Genomic DNA, 17,737 nt, shown 5'->3' on the forward strand with positions numbered 1-17,737 from the left:
CGATGCTGACGGGTTACCTGGGGCTGTTTTTCGCGGCATTCGGCGCCGCCACCCTCCTGCCCTTGCAGTCGGAAGCCGTGCTGGTGGGCCTGCTGCTCAGCGGGCATTACAGCCTGTGGTGGCTGCTGGCCATCGCAACGCTGGGCAATGTACTCGGCTCGCTGGTCAATTGGCTGCTGGGGCGCTCGATCGAGCACTTCAAGGCGCGGCGCTGGTTTCCGGTCAACGCCAGGCAACTCGACAAGGCGCGCCGCCACTATGAACGCTGGGGGCATTGGACGTTATTGCTCAGTTGGCTGCCGATCATTGGCGACCCGCTGACCTTGATCGCCGGGGTGATGCGCGAGCCACTGTGGCGTTTTTTGCTGTTGGTGACCCTGGCCAAGGGCGTGCGTTATGGCGTGCTGGTCGCGTTGACCCTGCAATGGGTATCGAGCCCCCCTTACCCGGCGAGCTAAAAGCCCCCCACTTATCGGTCTAATCCACCTTCTTAAGAGGCAAGCATAAATGTCGCTACAGATCGCAGTCATTGACGATTGGCAGAACGTCGCCCGCGATGTGGTGGACTGGTCAGCCCTGGCGGCGCTCGGCCAGGTGCATTTTCTGCATGAGTATCCGGCAGACACCGCCACGATGCTCGAACGCCTGAAAGGCTTCGACGTGATCTGCGTGATGCGCGAGCGTTCGACCTTCGATAAACCCCTGCTGCAAGGCCTGCCGAACCTCAAGCTGCTGGTGACCGGCGGCATGCGCAACGCCGCCATCGACCTCCCTGCCGCCAAAGCCCTCGGTATCCAGGTGTGCGGTACCGACAGTTATAAACACGCGGCGCCGGAGCTGACCTGGGCGTTGATCATGGCGTCCACGCGCAACCTCCTGGCCGAAGCCAATTCCCTGCGCGCCGGCCACTGGCAGGTGGGCCTGGGCGGCGACCTGCATGGCCAGACCCTGGGGATTCTCGGGCTGGGCAGCATCGGCCAGAAGGTCGCGCAATTTGCCCAGGTGTTCGGAATGCGGGTGATTGCCTGGAGTGAAAACCTTACACCGCAACGCGCGGCGGAATCCGGGGTGACGTGGGTCAGCAAGCGCGACTTGTTCGAACAGGCCGATATTCTCACCATCCACCTGGTGCTCAGCGAGCGTAGCCGTGGGCTGGTGGATGCCGAGGCGCTCGGCTGGATGAAACCGACGGCACGCCTGGTCAACACGGCACGCGGGCCGATTGTGGACGAACCCGCGCTGCTGCAGGCATTGAGCAACGGCCGCCTGGCGGGGGCAGCGCTGGATGTGTATGCCGAGGAGCCGCTGCCGGTGGAACATCCGTTGCGCCATTTGCCGAATGTGCTGGCCACCCCTCACGTCGGGTATGTGAGCGAGCAGAATTACCGGCAGTTTTATCAGCAGATGATCGAGGATATCCAAGCCTGGGCCGAGGGCACGCCCATTCGCGTGCTCGGCTAACGCACCAACTCGGCGCACGCGCACTACTGTGGCGAGGGCGCTTGCTCCCGTTGGCTACATCGCGGCCCTGTATCGGGGCCGCTTCGCGCCCAGCGTGAGCACGCTCCCGAGCCACAGTCGTAGTGCGCTAATCCGCAAGCGCCTGCGCAGCTTTTCAATGTCGCATATCGTTACAAGTTTTTTGTCCTACAAAATTTCCACATAAACCCTACAGTCTTTAGGATTTGTCCTAGACTCATCACCGATGGGTCCGTTCCAAAACAAAAGCCCCGCAAAAAATCGAAACTTTAGAACTCTGCCGTAGGTCAGGTTTAGGGTTAGGCGTGCATAAACGGTTCAGACCGAATGCCCGTCCATCCAATCTATTTCAGCTAACCGTGCAACTGGCACAAGCCTTGCCAGTTTGTATAGCGCTTGTGCGTCTGGCCGCAGGAAGCGGTCTTCGGAGCTAGTGGCAGCGGGCCATCAGCCAACCAACATGTGGGAGAGAACTATGATCAGTGCCGCAGTAGATACTCAGGGAGAGCGTTTTAGTAAATCGGCAGGGGGGCCAACATCGTTGGTCGATCTGCCCAACACTGTGCGGCCGATCGCGAGTCATAACCCCAATCGAAAGAAAGTCTTGTTCGTCACCTCCGAATTTGCCGACCTGGTTAAAACCGGCGGCCTCGGCGACGTCTCCGCTGCCCTGCCCCGCGCCATGGCGCACTTGCACGATGTGCGTGTGCTGATCCCCGGTTACCCGCAGGTGATGGAAAGCGACAACCCGATCCATATCATCGGTGAACTGGGTGGCCACGCCGCGCTGCCGCCGTGCAAGATCGGGCGTATGGACCTCAAGGACGGCCTGGTGATCTACGTACTGATCTGCCCTGAACTGTACGAGCGCGAAGGCACGCCCTATGGCGCCAACAACGGCCGCGACTGGCCGGATAACCATATTCGCTTCGCACGCCTGGGCCTGGCCGCTGCCGACATGGCCGCCAACCTCGCCCAAATCCACTGGTGCCCGGACCTGGTGCATGCCCACGACTGGCCCGCCGGCCTGGCGCCTGCCTATATGCACTGGCGTGGGTCACGCACGCCCACCCTGTTCACCATCCATAACCTGGCGTATCAGGGCGTGGTCAGCCTCGCCTCCACGCCGGAGCTGGGTATTCCGCCCCATGCCCTGCAACAGGAAGGCATGGAGTTCTACGGCAAGATGTCGTTCCTCAAGGCGGGGATGGCCTACTCCAGTCACATCACCACCGTGAGCGCCACTTACGCCCAGGAAATCACCACCCCGGAATTCGGCTGCGGGCTGGACGGCTTTCTCGCCAGCAAGACCCAGCAAGGCCTGCTCAGCGGCATTCCCAACGGTATCGACGAAAGCTGGGAAGCCTCCACTGACACGCACCTGACCCACAACTTCAATATCGGCGACTGGGAAGGCAAGGCGCTCAACGCCGCTCACGTGCGCAGCCTGTTTGGCCTGCACGACTCCAGCGGCCCGCTGTTCGCCGTGGTCTCGCGGCTGGTCTATCAGAAAGGCCTGGACCTGACCGAAGCGGTCGCCAGTTTTATCGTCGAGAACGGCGGCCAGATCGCGATCATCGGCCGTGGCGAGCCGGAAGAAGAACACGCCATGCGCGAACTGGCGCTGCGCTTCCCGGGCCAGGTCGGCGTGCGCATCGGCTTCAACGAAACCGACGCCCGTCGCATGTTTGCCGGCAGTGACTTTCTGCTGATGCCGTCGCGCTATGAACCATGCGGCTTGAGCCAGATGTACGCCCAGCGTTTCGGCTCGCTGCCGGTCGCGCGCAACACCGGCGGCCTGGCGGACACCATCGAAGACGGCGTCACCGGGTTCCTGTTCAACGAATCCAGCGTGGACAGCTACCGCGAAGCCCTGAGCCGTGCGTTCAAAGTGTTCGCCTACCCAGGCCTGCTCAACGCCATGCGCTGCCGCGCCATGACCCAGCCATTCAACTGGTGCCAGGCGGTCGAACCCTATGCAGAACTGTATGAACAACTGGTGGCCAAGGCCTTGGGGAAATCGACTAAATAATCAAGGGAGGTCTTCATAGATGCCGTTACGGACTCTGGAAACCTGGCCCCACGGCGCAATCATGCTGGACGCGCAACACACGCGTTTCGCGTTGTGGGCGCCAGACGCGTTTTATGTCAGCGTTGAATTGGAAGATGGTAAGTCAATAGCCATGCTGCCCCAGGCAGATGGCTGGTTCGAGACGGAGATAACGTGCCCCGCGGGCACGCGCTATCGCTACAACATCGATGGCGAAATGGATGTTCCCGACCCCGCGTCCAGGGCCCAGGACGCGGACGTGCACGGCTGGAGCCTGGTGGTCGACTCGCTCGCCTATGCATGGCGACACAACCACTGGCAAGGCCGGCCCTGGCATGAAGCCGTGATCTACGAACTGCATGTCGGTGCGCTGGGGGGCTACGCGCAAGTCGAAAAACACCTGCCGCGCCTGGCCGAGCTGGGCGTTACCGCGATTGAGCTGATGCCCCTGGCGCAATTTCCCGGCGAGCGCAATTGGGGCTATGACGGCGTTCTGCCCTACGCACCGCAGTCCTCCTACGGCAGTCCCGAACAGCTCAAGCATCTGATCGACAGCGCGCATGAACACGGGCTCGCGGTCATCCTCGACGTGGTCTACAACCACTTCGGCCCCGATGGCAACTACCTGGGCCAGTACGCCAAAGACTTCTTCCAGGAAGATGTACACACACCATGGGGCGCCGGCATCGACTTCGATCGGCGTGAAGTGCGGAACTTCTTTCTGGATAACGCCCTGATGTGGCTGCTCGACTACCGCTTCGACGGCCTGCGCCTGGACGCGGTACACGCCATCGACAACCCCGGCTTCCTGCATGAGCTGGCACAACGGGTGCGCCAACAGGTCGACACCGGCCGTCACGTATGGCTGGTGCTGGAAAACGAACTCAACCAGGCCAGCCTGTTGAAGCACGATTTCGATGCGCAGTGGAACGACGACTTCCACAACGTGTTGCACGTTTTACTGACCGGCGAAACCGATGCCTACTACAGCGACTTTGCCCAAACGCCTACCGCCAAACTCGCACGTTGCCTCGGCGAAGGCTTTATTTACCAGGGCCACACCACACGCCACGGGCATGCGCGCGGCGAACCCAGCAGCGGCTTGCCACCCACCGCCTTCGTCGCGTTTTTGCAGAACCACGACCAGATCGGCAACCGCGCCCTCGGCGAACGCCTGCACCAGCTCTGTTCGCCCCAGGCGCTCAAGGCAGCGACCACCTTGCTGCTGTTGTCGCCGATGATCCCGTTGCTGTTCATGGGCGACGAAGTCAACGCCAGCGAGCCGTTTCTGTTTTTCACCGACCACCATGGCGAACTGGCTGAAGCGGTACGTGAAGGTCGACGCAATGAATTCGCCGACTTTGCCGCGTTCCACGACCCGGAGCGCCGCGCGCGGATTCCCGACCCCAACGCGCTGTCGACCTTTGAGCAGTCAGCGCCGTCTTTCGCCGAGAACGCGCACACCCAGTTCTACCGTCACCTGCTGAACCTGCGGCACACGCATATCGTGCCGCATTTACCCGGCAGCATTGCGCTCGGTGCCCAGGTGCTGGCAGACGGCGCCGTCACCGCGCGTTGGCGCCTGGGCAATGGCAGCCTGTTGCAGATCGACCTGAACCTGAGTGCCATGGCCCTGGCTCACGCCGCTGGGCAGCACGTACTGTTCCAGACGCCGGCCCATGACCACACGCACCTGGCGCCCTTCAGCGCACGCGTTACCCTATCCCCTGTTGGAGAGCACTCTTGAGCGAAGCGAACCTGGAAATCCTCGCTGGCCGAGCGGGCCTGGCCGTCGATTGGATCGACGCAAACGGCCGCCCGCAACGTGTCAGCCCCGACGCCCTGCGCGCCGTCCTCAAAGGCCTGGGCCACCCGGCCGACAACGATGCCGAGATCAACGCCAGCCTGCGCGACCTGGAGCAGGTCCAACAGGACAAACACCTGCCGCCCTTGCTCACCGTCGACAGCGGCGAAGGCCTGGATCTGGCTCGCTACTTCGAGCCCGACACCGCCTGCCGGGTCAGCCTGGAGGGCGGCGAAGTCATGGAATTGCACCTCGACCGTGACGCGGTGCTGCCCGGCGTGATCGCCCTCGGTTACCACCAAGTGCATATCGCCGGCCAGACCTTCACCCTGGCCGTGGCGCCCCGCCACTGCTACCGCGTCGCTGACGCCGTCGACAGCCACACCCCGCGAGCCTGGGGCCTAAGCGCCCAGTTGTATGCCCTGCGCCGCCTCGGCGACGGCGGGTTCGGCGACACCCTGGCCCTGGAACACCTGGCCCGCTCGGCCGCCGAACGCGGCGCCGATGCCCTGGCGATCAGCCCGATGCACGCGATGTTCAGCGCCGACCCCGAGCGCTACAGCCCGTATTCGCCGTCGAGCCGGCTGTTTCTCAATAGCCTGTACGCATCGCCCGGCTGCATCCTGGGTGAGCGCGAAGTGCGCAATGCCATCGAGGCCTGCGGTTTGGCCGATGAACTGCACACTCTCGAACAACACACCCTGATCGACTGGCCCGCCGCAGCCAAGGCCAAACAACGCCTGTTGCGTGCCCTGTATGACGACTTCCGTCACGGTCATCACCCGCAACACGCCGACTTCCTCAGTTTCCGCCAGGCCGGCGCTGAAGCCCTGGAAAACCACTGCCGTTTCGAAGCCATACAGGCCGCGCGTGCCGCCGCCGGGGAAGACCTCGACTGGCGCCATTGGCCAGAGGAATGGCGCAGCCCGCAAAGCCCGGCGCTCGTACACTTCGCCGAAGCAAACCGCGACGACATCGGCTTTTACGCCTTCGGCCAATGGCTGATCGCGCGCTGCCTGGAACGCGCGCAACAAGCCGCCCGTGGCAGCGGCATGGGTATCGGCCTGATCGCCGACCTGGCCGTCGGTGCCGACGGCGGCGGCAGCCAGGCCTGGAGCCGTCAGGATGAATTGCTCGCCGGCCTGACCGTCGGCGCGCCGCCGGACATCCTCAACCGCGCCGGCCAAGGCTGGGGCATCTCCGCCTTCGCCCCCGAAGGTCTCAAGCGCCACGGCTTCCGCGCCTTTATCGAAATGCTGCGGGCCAATTTCGCCCATGCCGGCGGCTTGCGTATCGACCACGTGATGGGCCTGCAGCGCCTGTGGGTGATCCCCATGGACGCCTCGCCGCAGGACGGCGCCTACCTGTATTACCCGGTGGACGACCTGTTGCGTCTGCTGGCGCTGGAATCCCACCGCCACCAGGCCATCGTCCTCGGCGAAGACCTCGGCACCGTGCCCGATGGCCTGCGCGACAAACTCATCGGCCGCTCGATTCTCGGCATGCGCGTGCTGCTGTTCGAACAGGGCCACGACGGCCAATTCAAGCCGATCCTCGACTGGCCGGACAACGCCCTGGCCACCACCAGCACCCACGATTTGCCCACCCTCAATGGCTGGTGGCACAGCCGCGATATCGACTGGAACGTCCAGCTCGGCTTGATCGATGCACCCGGCACGGAGCAATGGCGCGAGCACCGCCTGCGCGAACGCCAGGCACTGCGCCAGGCCTTGAGCCAGGACCCGCAGAACTTCGTCGATGAAGTGCGCAATGAAACCGACCACATGATCGACGCCAGCGTGCGCTACCTGGGCCACACCCGTGCGCCGCTGGTGCTGCTGCCGTTGGAAGACGCCTTGGGCCTCGAAGAACAAGCCAACCTGCCCGGCACCACCGACACCCACCCCAATTGGCGTCGGCGCCTGCCAGGTGAGGCGGCGAGCCTGCTCGACAATGCCGGTGCCGCCCGCCGCCTGGAACTGCTGGCCGTGGCGCGCAATCAAGCCCATGAGCGTGACCGATGAAGGCCCTGCCCCTGCGCGCCACCCAGCGCCTGCAATTCCATAAAGGCTTCACCCTCGATGACGCGGTGCCCCTGGTGCCGTATTTCGCGCGGCTGGGTATCAGCCATGTGTATGCCTCACCGCTGCTCAGCGCCCGCGCAGGTTCGATGCATGGCTATGACGTCGTCGACCCGACCAGCGTCAACCCGGAACTGGGCGGCGAAGCGGCGTTGCGCCGCCTGGTGGCCGCCCTGCGCGAGCACGATATGGGGCTGATCCTCGACATCGTGTCCAACCACATGGCCGTGGGCGGCGCCGATAACCCCTGGTGGCTCGACCTGCTGGAATGGGGCCGGTTGAGCCCCTACAGTGAATTTTTTGACATTCAATGGCACTCGCCCGACCCGCTGCTCAAGGGCCAACTGCTCATGCCGTTCCTCGGCAGCGACTACGGCGAAGCCCTGCAAACCGGCACGCTGACCCTGCACTTCGACGCGGCACACGGCAGTTTTTTCGTCGAGCACTACGAGCACCGCTTCCCGATCTGCCCACGGGATTACGCGATGATTCTGGGCGCCGATGACCTGCTCAAACCGCTCGCCGACCGCTTCAGCGCCCTCGCCTTCCAGGACGACGCCTACGCCGAAGCCGCCTGGCTCAAACAATCCCTGGCCGAACGCGCCACCCATAGCGCCGAGGGAAAGGCCATCGAACGCCGCCTGAGCGCCTTCGACGCACGCCAACCCGAAGGTTTCCAGCGCCTGCACGCGCTGTTGGAGCAACAGACTTACCGCCTGGCTAGCTGGCGCACCGCAGCGGACGATATCAACTGGCGACGCTTCTTCGATGTCAACGAACTGGGCGGCCTGCGCGTAGAGCGCAGCGCCGTGTTCGAAGCCACCCACGGCAAGATCTTCGATCTGATCAACGCAGGTCTGGTGGATGGCCTGCGCATCGACCATATCGACGGGCTGGCCGACCCACGCGGGTATTGCCGCAAGCTGCGCCGTCGGGTCGATGCGCTGTCGCCCGAACGTCACTTACCGATCTTCGTCGAAAAAATCCTCGGCGAAGGCGAAACCCTGCGCCATGACTGGAAGGTGGACGGCACCACCGGCTACGAATTCATGAACCAGCTGTCGCTGCTGCAACACGACCCGCAGGGCTTCGAAACGCTGGCCGAGCTGTGGACACGCCACAGCGAACGGCCGTCGGCCTTTATCGAAGAAGCCTGGCTGGCGCGCCAGCAGATCCTCAACGGTTCCCTCGCCGGCGACTTCGAAAGCGTGGCCCAGGCCCTGCTGCAAGTGGCCCGCGACGACGTGATGAGCCGTGACCTGACGCTCGGCGCGATCCGCCGTGCGCTGCAAGAATTGATCGTGCATTTCCCGGTGTACCGCACTTACGTCAGCGCCCTTGGCCGTAGCGAGCGCGACGATGTGTTTTTCCAGCAAGCCCTGGCCGGCGCTCGCAACACCTTGAGCGAAGGCGACTGGCCGGTGCTGGACAACCTGGACAAATGGCTGGGTGGCCAGCCGTGGCGCAATCGTCCGATCGGCCGCGAGCGCAAACTGCTCAAGCATGCCTGCGTGCGCTTCCAGCAATTGACCTCGCCTGCCGCCGCCAAAGCCGTGGAAGACACCGCGTTCTATCGCTCGGCGGTGTTGCTGTCGCGCAACGACGTGGGCTTCAGTACCGAACAGTTCAGCGCACCGCTGGCCGATTTTCACGCGGCCAATCAGCAGCGCTTGCAGGCGTTCCCCGACAACCTGCTGGCCACCGCCACCCACGACCACAAACGCGGCGAAGACAGCCGCGCCCGCTTGGCCGTGCTGAGTGAGTGCGCCGCCTGGTATGCCGAACACGTGGAGCATTGGCGCACGCTAGCCGCACCGTTGCGCAGCGATGCCACCAGCCCGTCGGCGGGCGATGAATTGATCCTCTATCAGGCCCTGCTCGGCAGTTGGCCGCTGGACCTGCACCTGGATGACCAGCCGGCACTCGAGGCCTATCAACAACGCCTCTGGCAATGGCAACAAAAAGCCCTGCGCGAAGCCAAATTGCAGAGCAGTTGGAGTGCCCCCAACGAGGCCTACGAGCAGGGCGTGGAAACCTTTCTCACGCGCCTACTGCTCAGCGACGCAGGCCGCGCACTGCGCACGGCCATCAGCGCCGCCGCCCAGGCCATTGCCCCCGCCGGCGCACTCAATGGGCTGGCGCAATCCTTGCTTCGAGTCACCGTGCCGGGTGTGCCGGACCTGTACCAGGGCGATGAGTTCTGGGACTTCAGCCTGGTGGACCCGGACAACCGTCGCCCGGTGGATTTCAACGCACGGCAACGCGCGCTGGAGACCCTGCCAGACATGGGCGAGCTGTTGTTCAACTGGCATGACGGGCGCATCAAACAAGCCTTGATTGCCCAGGTGCTGGCCTTGCGCAAGGCCCATCCTGAGGTGTTCCATCGGGGCAGCTACACGCCCTTGGACGTGGTCGGCCAACACGCCGAGCACGTGGTTGCGTTCTGCCGCGAACACCAGGGCATGCGCGTACTGGTGGTGGTGCCACGCTGGCCCCATCGCCTGCTGGAAAATGGTGTGTATCCCCAGGTCAATGCGCGGGTTTGGGGCGATACGCGGGTGAAATTACCGTTCGCCGCGCCAACCGAAAACTGGAAGGGACTTTTTCATACAGGCGCAGTCACAGCAGACAAGGAGCTGTTAATCAGTACTGCGCTGGAGGATTTCCCGGTCAATGTCTTTATCAATCCTGATGATCAATAAAGCTGAAATTTTCTGCGAGGAACATTGTGATGAGTACTGAAGACAAACGTGTTCGAGAATTCGCGTATCAGATCTGGGAATCGGAGGGTAAGCCGCAAGGTCAGGAGGCGCGCCATTGGGAGATGGCCCGCAAGCTGGCCGAGGCCGAAGCGCTGACGCCAAGCAAACCCAAACCCGCCGCCAAGCCGAAAACCCCAGCCAAGCCGGCTGCGAAAGCCAAGCCGCCGGCAGCGGCCCCAGGCAAACCGGCAGCGCCGGCGGCTAAAAAGCCGGCGGCCGCGAAAAAACCCAAGCCGTAAACCCTGTGGCCTCATGAACCTCCCGCCGGCAACCCCGGTCGGAGGTCGAGCACTTTCTGGATCATCAGCTGAACCCTCGTCAGCAGGGCCACGTTCGGCCCGAAAAAAGACCTGTGCAGGAGCAACACAATGAGCAAAGCCGATAAAACCCCAGCGACGCCGGCCCCCGAGCCGTCGCGGATTCGCGAAGGTTTGCCCTTCCCCCTGGGCGCGACCTGGGACGGCCTGGGTGTCAACTTTGCGCTGTTCTCGGCCAACGCCACCAAAGTCGAGCTGTGCCTGTTCGACGACGCCGGCGTTGTCGAGCTCGAACGTATCGAACTTCCCGAATACACCGATGAGATCTTCCACGGCTACCTGCCCGACGCCCACCCTGGGCTGATTTACGGCTACCGTGTGTACGGCGCGTATGACCCGGCCAACGGCCACCGTTTCAACCACCACAAATTGCTGATCGACCCCTACGCCAAACAGCTGGTGGGCGCACTTAAATGGTCCGAAGCGCTGTTCGGCTACACCATCGGCCACCCCGACGACGACCTCAGTTTCGACGAACGCGACAGCGCGCCCTTCGTGCCCAAGTGCAAGGTCATCGACCCGGCGCACACCTGGGGCAACGACCAGCCGGTGCGCGTGCCGTGGGACCGCACGATCATTTATGAAACCCACCTGCGCGGCATCAGCATGCGTCACCCCAGCGTCGGCGAAGCCGTGCGCGGCACCTGCGCCGGGCTGATGGAAGACGATGTGCTCAAGCACATCCGTCAGTTGGGTATTTCTTCCGTCGAACTGTTGCCGGTACATGCCTTTGTCAACGACCAGCATCTGCTGGAAAAAGACATGACCAACTACTGGGGCTACAACAGCATCGCCTTCTTCGCGCCGGACCCGCGCTACCTGGCCAGCGGCAAGATCGCCGAGTTCAAGGAGATGGTCGCGCACCTGCACGAAGCCAAGCTGGAAGTGATCCTCGACGTGGTCTACAACCACACCGCCGAAGGCAACGAGCGCGGCCCGACCCTGTCCATGCGCGGCATCGACAACGCCTCCTACTACCGCCTGATGCCGGACGACAAGCGTTTCTATATCAACGACTCCGGCACCGGCAACACCCTGGACCTGAGCCACCCGTGCGTGCTGCAGATGGTCACCGACTCCCTGCGCTACTGGGCCACCGAGATGCATGTCGACGGGTTCCGCTTCGACCTGGCGACCATCCTCGGCCGTTATCGTGACGGGTTCGACGAGCGCCACAGTTTCCTCGTCGCCTGCCGTCAAGACCCGGTACTGCGCCAGTTGAAACTCATCGCCGAACCCTGGGACTGCGGCCCCGGCGGCTATCAGGTGGGCAATTTCCCGCCGGGCTGGGTGGAATGGAACGACCGTTTCCGCGACACCGTGCGCGCCTTCTGGAAAGGTGATGACGGCCAACTGGCGGACTTCGCCGGACGCATGACCGCGTCGGGCGAAATGTTCAACCACCGTGGCCGCAGGCCTTACAGCTCGATGAACTTCATCACCGCCCACGACGGTTTCACCCTGCATGACTTGGTGTCGTACAACGACAAGCACAACGAAGCCAACGACGAAAACAACCAGGACGGCAGCAACAACAACCTGTCGTGGAACCATGGCGTCGAAGGTCCCACCGACGACCCGGAAATCAACGCCCTGCGCCTGCGCCAGATGCGCAATTTCTTCGCCACCCTGTTGCTCGCCCAGGGCACGCCGATGCTGGTGGCCGGGGATGAGTTCGCGCGTACCCAGCACGGCAACAACAACGCCTACTGCCAGGACAGCGAGATCGGCTGGGTCAACTGGGAACTGGACGATGACGGCAAGGCGCTGCTCAAGTTTGTGAAACGCTTGATCAAACTGCGCATGGCTTACCCGATCCTGCGGCGTGGCCGTTTCCTGGTGGGCGACTACAACGAAGAGATCGGCGTGAAGGACGTCACCTGGCTCGCGCCGGATGGCAACGAGATGAGCACCGAGCAATGGGAAGACAGCCACGGCCGCTGCCTGGGCATGCTGATGGATGGCCGTGCCCAGGAGACCGGGATTCGCCGTCCGGGTGGCGATGCGACCTTGCTGCTGGTGGTCAACGCCCATCACGACCAGGTCAATTTCAGCCTGCCCCCCGTTCCGGAAGGCCAGTTCTGGACCTGCATGCTCGACACCAATGACACGGCGGTACGCGGTCAGGAGCGCTTTGATTTCCACCATGAATACGCCGTCACCGGGCGCTCGCTGCTGCTGTTTGAACTGCAGCACGACGACGAGGTGTGACGTGGGTCTACATGGGTTCCTTCAAGGCTACCGGGGTTATGCGGACACGCAGGCTCTGGGCGCGGCCCTGAAGGCGCTGCAGGCAGCAGGCCTGGACCAACTGCCCTTCCCCGGCAGTGGCCAGACCCTTGAGCGGTTCAGTCGTCTGGCCCAGGTGGCCGGGCACGACCTGCGACTGTGCAAGTTGTTCGAAGGCCACGCCGATGCCTTGGCCGTCATTGCCGAGCTGCGCAGCCCGTTGCCGCCGGAGGGCAGCATCTGGGGCATGTGGGCAGCCGAACCGCCGACGGCCAGGGTGCGGGCGCGGCGCGATGGCCACCGCCTGCTGCTGGAGGGGCGTAAAGCCTGGTGCTCCGGTGCGGCGGTGGTCAGCCATGGGTTGCTGACCGCCTGGGACGAGGAGGATCGCCAGCAATTGGTCGCAGTGGACATGGGCCAGCCCGGCATCACCGTGACCGATGAGGGCTGGCATGCCGTGGGCATGGCGGCCACCGGCAGCGTCGACATTCTGTTCGCGGGCGCCACCGGGGTTGCCGTCGGTGGGCCCGGCGACTACCTCGCCCGCCCCGGTTTCTGGCAAGGCGGCGTTGGTATCGCGGCGTGCTGGTATGGCGCTGCGCAGCGTCTGGCCGAAGTGCTGCGCGAGCAGTGCAACAGGCGCCCCGAGCCGCATGCCCTGGCGCACCTCGGCGCGGTCGACAGTGCCTTGAACAGTGCCGCCTGTGTGCTGCGCGCCAGTGCGCGGCAGATCGACCGCGCCCCGCGCGCCGATGCCAGGCAGTTGGCCCAACAGGTACGCGCGGCCCTCGAAGACACGGTTGAACAGGTCATGCGCCATGTTGGTCGCGCAGCCGGCGCTGGGCCTTTTGGCAAAGACCCGCACTTTGCCCAACTGATGGCGGATCTGCCGGTGTATGTGCGTCAAAGCCATGCCGAGCGCGACCTGGCCGCCCTCGGCGAACAGGTTGCCGGCGAGCCCCCAGGGAGGTGGCAGTTATGAAAGCCAATCCGATCCTGGGCCAGGGCACGCCGCTGCATCAGTGGCAGGCCTCGTCCCACATGGCCGAACTGGTGCAGATCAGCGTCGAACAGTTGGTGCCTGAAGGCCATCGCGCAGGTTCGACCTGATCGTGCTAAGTGAACTGTGTTACTACCTCGACGCCGATGACCTCGGCCGCCTGATTGATCGCGCCCGCCTGGACTGCCGCGCCGAAGGTGGCTTTGGCGATGACTTGAAGAGCCAGATGCAGGTCCCTTAAAAAATCGTGGTTACAGGATGTGAAAGCGGCGAATCCTTGACTATGCTGATGACGCCCTGCCGGCAATCCAGGGATGGAATGCCGAGCGAACACTGCAGCGCAGCCTGCGGCCAATAAAAGAGCGTCGTCCCGTCAACGGGCTACGACCCTGCATCAACTGACAAGGACGTGACTCCCATGAAGCCCGCCTCCCTGAGCGAAGGCCGCCGCGGCCCAGCGCAAATCTGGAACAGTGCCCCACAGTTGGCACAAATTCCCGCTATTCATCCCCACTCGTTGGTTCCCCCGGGCGCGCGGGTGGTCATCATCGCGCCCCACCCGGGCGATGAAGTGTTGGCCTGTGGCGGTTTGCTGCAACGGCTCAGCACCCTTGAACACCCGATCCTGTTGATTTCCATCACTGACGGCAGCGCCAGCCATCCCGGCTCGAATGTCTGGCCGGCGAGCCGCTTGAGCGTGGTGCGGCCGCAGGAAAGCGTCGAAGCGCTGCGCCGGTTGGGCATGCCACTGCACAGCCTGAAGTGGATTCGCGGCGGGTTTCGCGATGACGCGCTCGCCGCCAGTGAACACCCCGTCAGCCAACTCATTGCGCGTTACCTGCAGCCCGGCGATGTGGTCTTCACCACCTGGCGCAACGACGGCAACGATGACCACGACACCGTCGGCCGTGCCAGCGCAAAGGCGTGCAGCCTGACCGGCGCGCGTCTGTATGAGCTGCCGATCTGGGCCTGGCATTGGACGGCACGGGAAGGTTCGATGATCCCCTGGCAGCGTGCGCGCAAGGTACGCCTCGATACCTGGGGCGTGGCGCGCAAACTGCACGCGGCCCATGCCTATGCCAGCCAACTGGCCGGAGACCCGGAGATCGGGCTGGCGCCGATGCTCGCCCAGGTGCTGCTGGAGCGGATGCGCGAGCCTTATGAGATCGTGTTTGTCTAGATCCTAACTCGTCTATACCTGTTATTTCTGACAGTAGCGGCCCCTTGGATGTGCGACTAAGGTGCAATCGAGAAAGCCATGCCAACCCTTTGCATTGGCCGATGTTTTCAGAATGGGTAACCGGCAGTCCCTAATCCGTATCGCGTTCGTTGTTGCCATGGTCCGAACCGCACCTGCTTGCCCAGGTGCCGGGCGATGCTTGCTTCGAACGAGGACGGGTCATGCGCACATCGATATCTTCCCTGTTGTGCCTGGGTATCAGCTCAATCATTGCCGTGATGGCATGGCCACTCGCCTCGTATGGCGCATGCACGGTCAACAACACCGCCGGCGATGATATCTCCACATGCGACAGTGCCTCGGCGCCGGGCTTTACCGACACCGGCGGCAACAACACCCTGAATATCAGCGGCAGCGGCGCGATCAACGGCAATGTCACCTTCGGGGCGGGTAACGACCTGGTGGATGTGAATGGGCCGACGGCGGCGCTCAACGGTGCGCTGAACCAGGGCGACGGCGCGAATATTTTCCGGCTGAACCTGGGCAGCGTCACCGGCTCGGTCACTCAAGGCGCAGGCGCGGACGTGGCGCAGATCACCGGCGGGCAGGCGGGTGCGATCAGCCAAGGCGCCGGCATCGACAGCTTTGCCATGAGCGGCGGCACCATCGCCTCCCTGGCCCAAGGTGATGGCCTGGACACCTTCAACATGAGCGGCGGCACCATCACCGGAGCGTTTGAAGACGGCGACCGAGCCACGATGAGTGGCGGCACCATTGGCCGGGTCGACATGAAGCTCGATAACAACGTGTTCGACATGCAAGGCGGCACCATTCTGGGCAATCTGGTCACCGGGTTCGGCAACGACCATATTCTGGTCTCGGGCACCAGTTACATCGGCGGCAACATCAGCACCAGCGGCGGCGATGACTTGATTGAAATCAGCGGCGGCACGGTCAACGGGCAAATCCTCGCCAGTTTCGGTAACGACCAGTTGATCTGGCACGACGGTGGCAAGGTCAACGGCTTGATCGTCATGGGGGCCGGCGACGACACCGCGCTGCTGAAAAACCTCAACGAAACGCTGCTGTCCTCCAACCCGCTGGTGGATGGCGGCCTGGGCAACGACACACTCACGTTCGACAACACGCAGACCGAGGTCTCCACGCGCTACACAGGCTGGGAGCAGGTGCTGCTGGATAATGGCTCGGACCTCAAACTGGGCGGCGCTTTCACATTGGGCGACAACGAAACCGGCACCGGCAACATGACCATCGACGGGTCGAGCAAATTGACCGTCACTACCGGTTCGATCAACCCCTTTACCGCCGGCCAATCCGTCACCTTGAACAACGGTGGCCTGATCGACATGACCACCGGCAGTACCAGCGCCACCGACACCCTGACGGTCAACGGTAACTACAACGGCACCGGCGGCCGGCTCGCCCTGCAAAGTGTCCTGGGCGGCGACGGCTCACCCAGCGATTTGCTGGTGGTCAGCACAGGCACGATCAGCGGCACTACCCCCATCAGTGTGACCAATCTCGCAGGGCCGGGTGCCGAAACCGTGCAGGACGGTATCCAGGTAGTCCGGGCAATCAACGGCGCCAGCGGCACCGGCACCCAGTTCACCCTGGCCAACCGGGTATCGGCAGGCGCCTTCGACTACTACCTGTTCAAAGGCGGCGACAAAGCGGGTTCGGGTGAAAACTACTACCTGCGTTCATCGGTGCCGGTGACGCCACTGCCAGGCCCGGTGACGCAGATGCCCGAACCGGTGGTAGGCACGCCTGAACTGCCCACCAATCCGGGCATCACGCCGATCCCGATCTACCGCCCGGAAGTGCCGATCTACGCGGTATTGTTTCCCGCTGCGCAACAAATCGTCCAGGCCATGCTGGGCACCTATCACGAACGCATGGGCGATCAGAGCCAGCAACAGCAGACCGGCACGTTTCCTGCCGGTTGGGGGCGTATTTATGGCAACAGCAGCCGCCAGAGTTTCGCCGGCACGGTGAGCCCTACGCTGAACAGTTCGATGTCCGCGTTCCAGATCGGTATGGATATGTATGCGAGCACCACCGACAACGGTGGCGCGCAGCGGGCCGGTTTCTTCGTTGGCCACAGCCGCTTGAAAGGCGACGTCAAGGGCTTCAACGGCGGCTGGCAGGACAAGGCTGCCGGCAACACCACCCTGCGCGGTGACAGCCTGGGCGTGTACTGGACGCTGATCGGCGCCAACCAGGCCTACCTCGATCTGGTGCTCATGGGCACCCGCTTCGATGGCAACAACGAATCGGACCGAGGGGTGAAGATGAAGACTCGCGGGCACAACGTCGCCGTTTCCGCCGAGGTCGGCTGGCCGTTCCAGATGACGGACAATTGGGTGGCTGAACCCCAGGCTCAAGTGATCGTGAGCCGGACCAAGCTGGACAGTCAGAACGACGGCATCTCCGACGTGGCCTACAACGCCGACACCAGCGTCACCACCCGCCTGGGCATACGCCTGCGGGGCGACTATCAGGTCCGTGGCCTGCCGTTGCAGCCCTACGTGCGGGCCAATATCTGGCATACCGGCGCCGGGCAGAGCACCGTCACCTTTAACGGGGTGACGGACATCGACACCGAACAGAAGTCCACCTCCCTGGGCCTGAGTCTGGGTGCCACGCTGGAGGTGGCCAAGGGCGTCAGCCTGTACAGCGAAGTCGGCTATAACCGCAACCTGGATAGCCAGATGCTCAACAGCCGACAAGGCACCGTGGGCCTGCGAATGGAATTCTGACAGTCACGTTTGCCGACGTGCTGCCACGCAATATCGTCGGCTTGACCGCCAGCCC

Annotated in this window: 11 protein-coding genes and 2 pseudogenes; all 13 read left to right on the forward strand. The window is 63.4% G+C overall.

The features are described from left to right. Window positions 1–2: 2 nt before the first annotated feature. The 13 genes and pseudogenes from J2Y83_RS14555 (at window position 3) to J2Y83_RS14615 (ending at window position 17,682) form a co-directional block, all read left to right on the forward strand. Window positions 3–458 (forward strand): YqaA family protein, encoded by a 456-nt coding sequence (locus J2Y83_RS14555; RefSeq protein ID WP_253396208.1) that lies wholly within the window; start codon window positions 3–5, stop codon window positions 456–458. 49 nt (window positions 459–507) lie between these two features. Then, window positions 508–1,461 (forward strand): D-2-hydroxyacid dehydrogenase family protein, encoded by a 954-nt coding sequence (locus J2Y83_RS14560; RefSeq protein ID WP_253396209.1) that lies wholly within the window; start codon window positions 508–510, stop codon window positions 1,459–1,461. 493 nt (window positions 1,462–1,954) lie between these two features. Next, the gene (gene glgA / locus J2Y83_RS14565; protein WP_253396211.1) at window positions 1,955–3,511 is read left to right on the forward strand and encodes a glycogen synthase GlgA; all 1,557 of its coding nucleotides are present in this window, start codon (window positions 1,955–1,957) and stop codon (window positions 3,509–3,511) included. Window positions 3,512–3,530: 19 nt separating this feature from the next. Further along, window positions 3,531–5,276 carry a malto-oligosyltrehalose trehalohydrolase gene (treZ, locus tag J2Y83_RS14570; protein WP_253396213.1) on the forward strand — a complete coding sequence of 582 codons (1,746 nt, stop codon included), beginning with the start codon at window positions 3,531–3,533 and terminating at the stop codon, window positions 5,274–5,276. Continuing rightward, window positions 5,273–7,357 carry a 4-alpha-glucanotransferase gene (gene malQ / locus J2Y83_RS14575; RefSeq protein WP_253396215.1) on the forward strand — a complete coding sequence of 695 codons (2,085 nt, stop codon included), beginning with the start codon at window positions 5,273–5,275 and terminating at the stop codon, window positions 7,355–7,357. The genes treZ and malQ overlap by 4 nt, the downstream gene beginning before the upstream one ends. Further along, window positions 7,354–10,116, forward strand: a complete 2,763-nt coding sequence (locus J2Y83_RS14580; protein ID WP_253396217.1) for a malto-oligosyltrehalose synthase — start codon at window positions 7,354–7,356, stop codon at window positions 10,114–10,116. The genes malQ and J2Y83_RS14580 overlap by 4 nt, the downstream gene beginning before the upstream one ends. Before the next feature lie 29 nt (window positions 10,117–10,145). After that, complete coding sequence (locus J2Y83_RS14585; RefSeq protein ID WP_253396219.1) at window positions 10,146–10,415, forward strand: DUF2934 domain-containing protein; 270 nt, start codon at window positions 10,146–10,148, stop codon at window positions 10,413–10,415. 129 nt (window positions 10,416–10,544) lie between these two features. Beyond that, window positions 10,545–12,704 carry a glycogen debranching protein GlgX gene (gene glgX, locus J2Y83_RS14590; RefSeq protein WP_253396220.1) on the forward strand — a complete coding sequence of 720 codons (2,160 nt, stop codon included), beginning with the start codon at window positions 10,545–10,547 and terminating at the stop codon, window positions 12,702–12,704. A 1-nt stretch (window position 12,705) separates the two neighbouring features. Further along, window positions 12,706–13,704, forward strand: a complete 999-nt coding sequence (locus tag J2Y83_RS14595; RefSeq protein WP_253396221.1) for an acyl-CoA dehydrogenase — start codon at window positions 12,706–12,708, stop codon at window positions 13,702–13,704. Next, window positions 13,701–13,820, forward strand: a pseudogene (locus J2Y83_RS14600) (PIG-L family deacetylase); the annotation flags it as partial. The gene J2Y83_RS14595 and the pseudogene J2Y83_RS14600, both read left to right, overlap by 4 nt. Further along, window positions 13,811–13,921: pseudogene (locus tag J2Y83_RS14605) on the forward strand (SAM-dependent methyltransferase); the annotation flags it as partial. The pseudogenes J2Y83_RS14600 and J2Y83_RS14605, both read left to right, overlap by 10 nt. A 219-nt stretch (window positions 13,922–14,140) precedes the next feature. After that, window positions 14,141–14,902 (forward strand): PIG-L deacetylase family protein, encoded by a 762-nt coding sequence (locus J2Y83_RS14610; protein WP_253396222.1) that lies wholly within the window; start codon window positions 14,141–14,143, stop codon window positions 14,900–14,902. A 221-nt stretch (window positions 14,903–15,123) separates the two neighbouring features. Continuing rightward, window positions 15,124–17,682, forward strand: a complete 2,559-nt coding sequence (locus J2Y83_RS14615) for an autotransporter family protein (RefSeq protein ID WP_253396223.1) — start codon at window positions 15,124–15,126, stop codon at window positions 17,680–17,682. The last annotated feature ends 55 nt before the right edge of the window (window positions 17,683–17,737 follow it).

The organism is Pseudomonas marginalis, assembly GCF_024169655.1.
In the GTDB taxonomy this organism is placed as follows: Bacteria; Pseudomonadota; Gammaproteobacteria; order Pseudomonadales; family Pseudomonadaceae; genus Aquipseudomonas; species Aquipseudomonas paraveronii.

Excerpts from the sequence above, each read along its gene's own strand:
- J2Y83_RS14610 (WP_253396222.1), top strand. The coding sequence starts at position 14,141 with ATGAAGCCCGCCTCCCTGAGCGAAGGCCGCCGCGGCCCAGCGCAAATC.
- J2Y83_RS14555 (WP_253396208.1), top strand. The coding sequence starts at position 3 with ATGCTGACGGGTTACCTGGGGCTGTTTTTCGCGGCATTCGGCGCCGCC.
- glgX (WP_253396220.1), top strand. The coding sequence starts at position 10,545 with ATGAGCAAAGCCGATAAAACCCCAGCGACGCCGGCCCCCGAGCCGTCG.
- J2Y83_RS14615 (WP_253396223.1), top strand. The coding sequence starts at position 15,124 with ATGCGCACATCGATATCTTCCCTGTTGTGCCTGGGTATCAGCTCAATC.
- glgA (WP_253396211.1), top strand. The coding sequence starts at position 1,955 with ATGATCAGTGCCGCAGTAGATACTCAGGGAGAGCGTTTTAGTAAATCG.
- J2Y83_RS14580 (WP_253396217.1), top strand. The coding sequence starts at position 7,354 with ATGAAGGCCCTGCCCCTGCGCGCCACCCAGCGCCTGCAATTCCATAAA.
- J2Y83_RS14560 (WP_253396209.1), top strand. The coding sequence starts at position 508 with ATGTCGCTACAGATCGCAGTCATTGACGATTGGCAGAACGTCGCCCGC.
- J2Y83_RS14585 (WP_253396219.1), top strand. The coding sequence starts at position 10,146 with ATGAGTACTGAAGACAAACGTGTTCGAGAATTCGCGTATCAGATCTGG.
- treZ (WP_253396213.1), top strand. The coding sequence starts at position 3,531 with ATGCCGTTACGGACTCTGGAAACCTGGCCCCACGGCGCAATCATGCTG.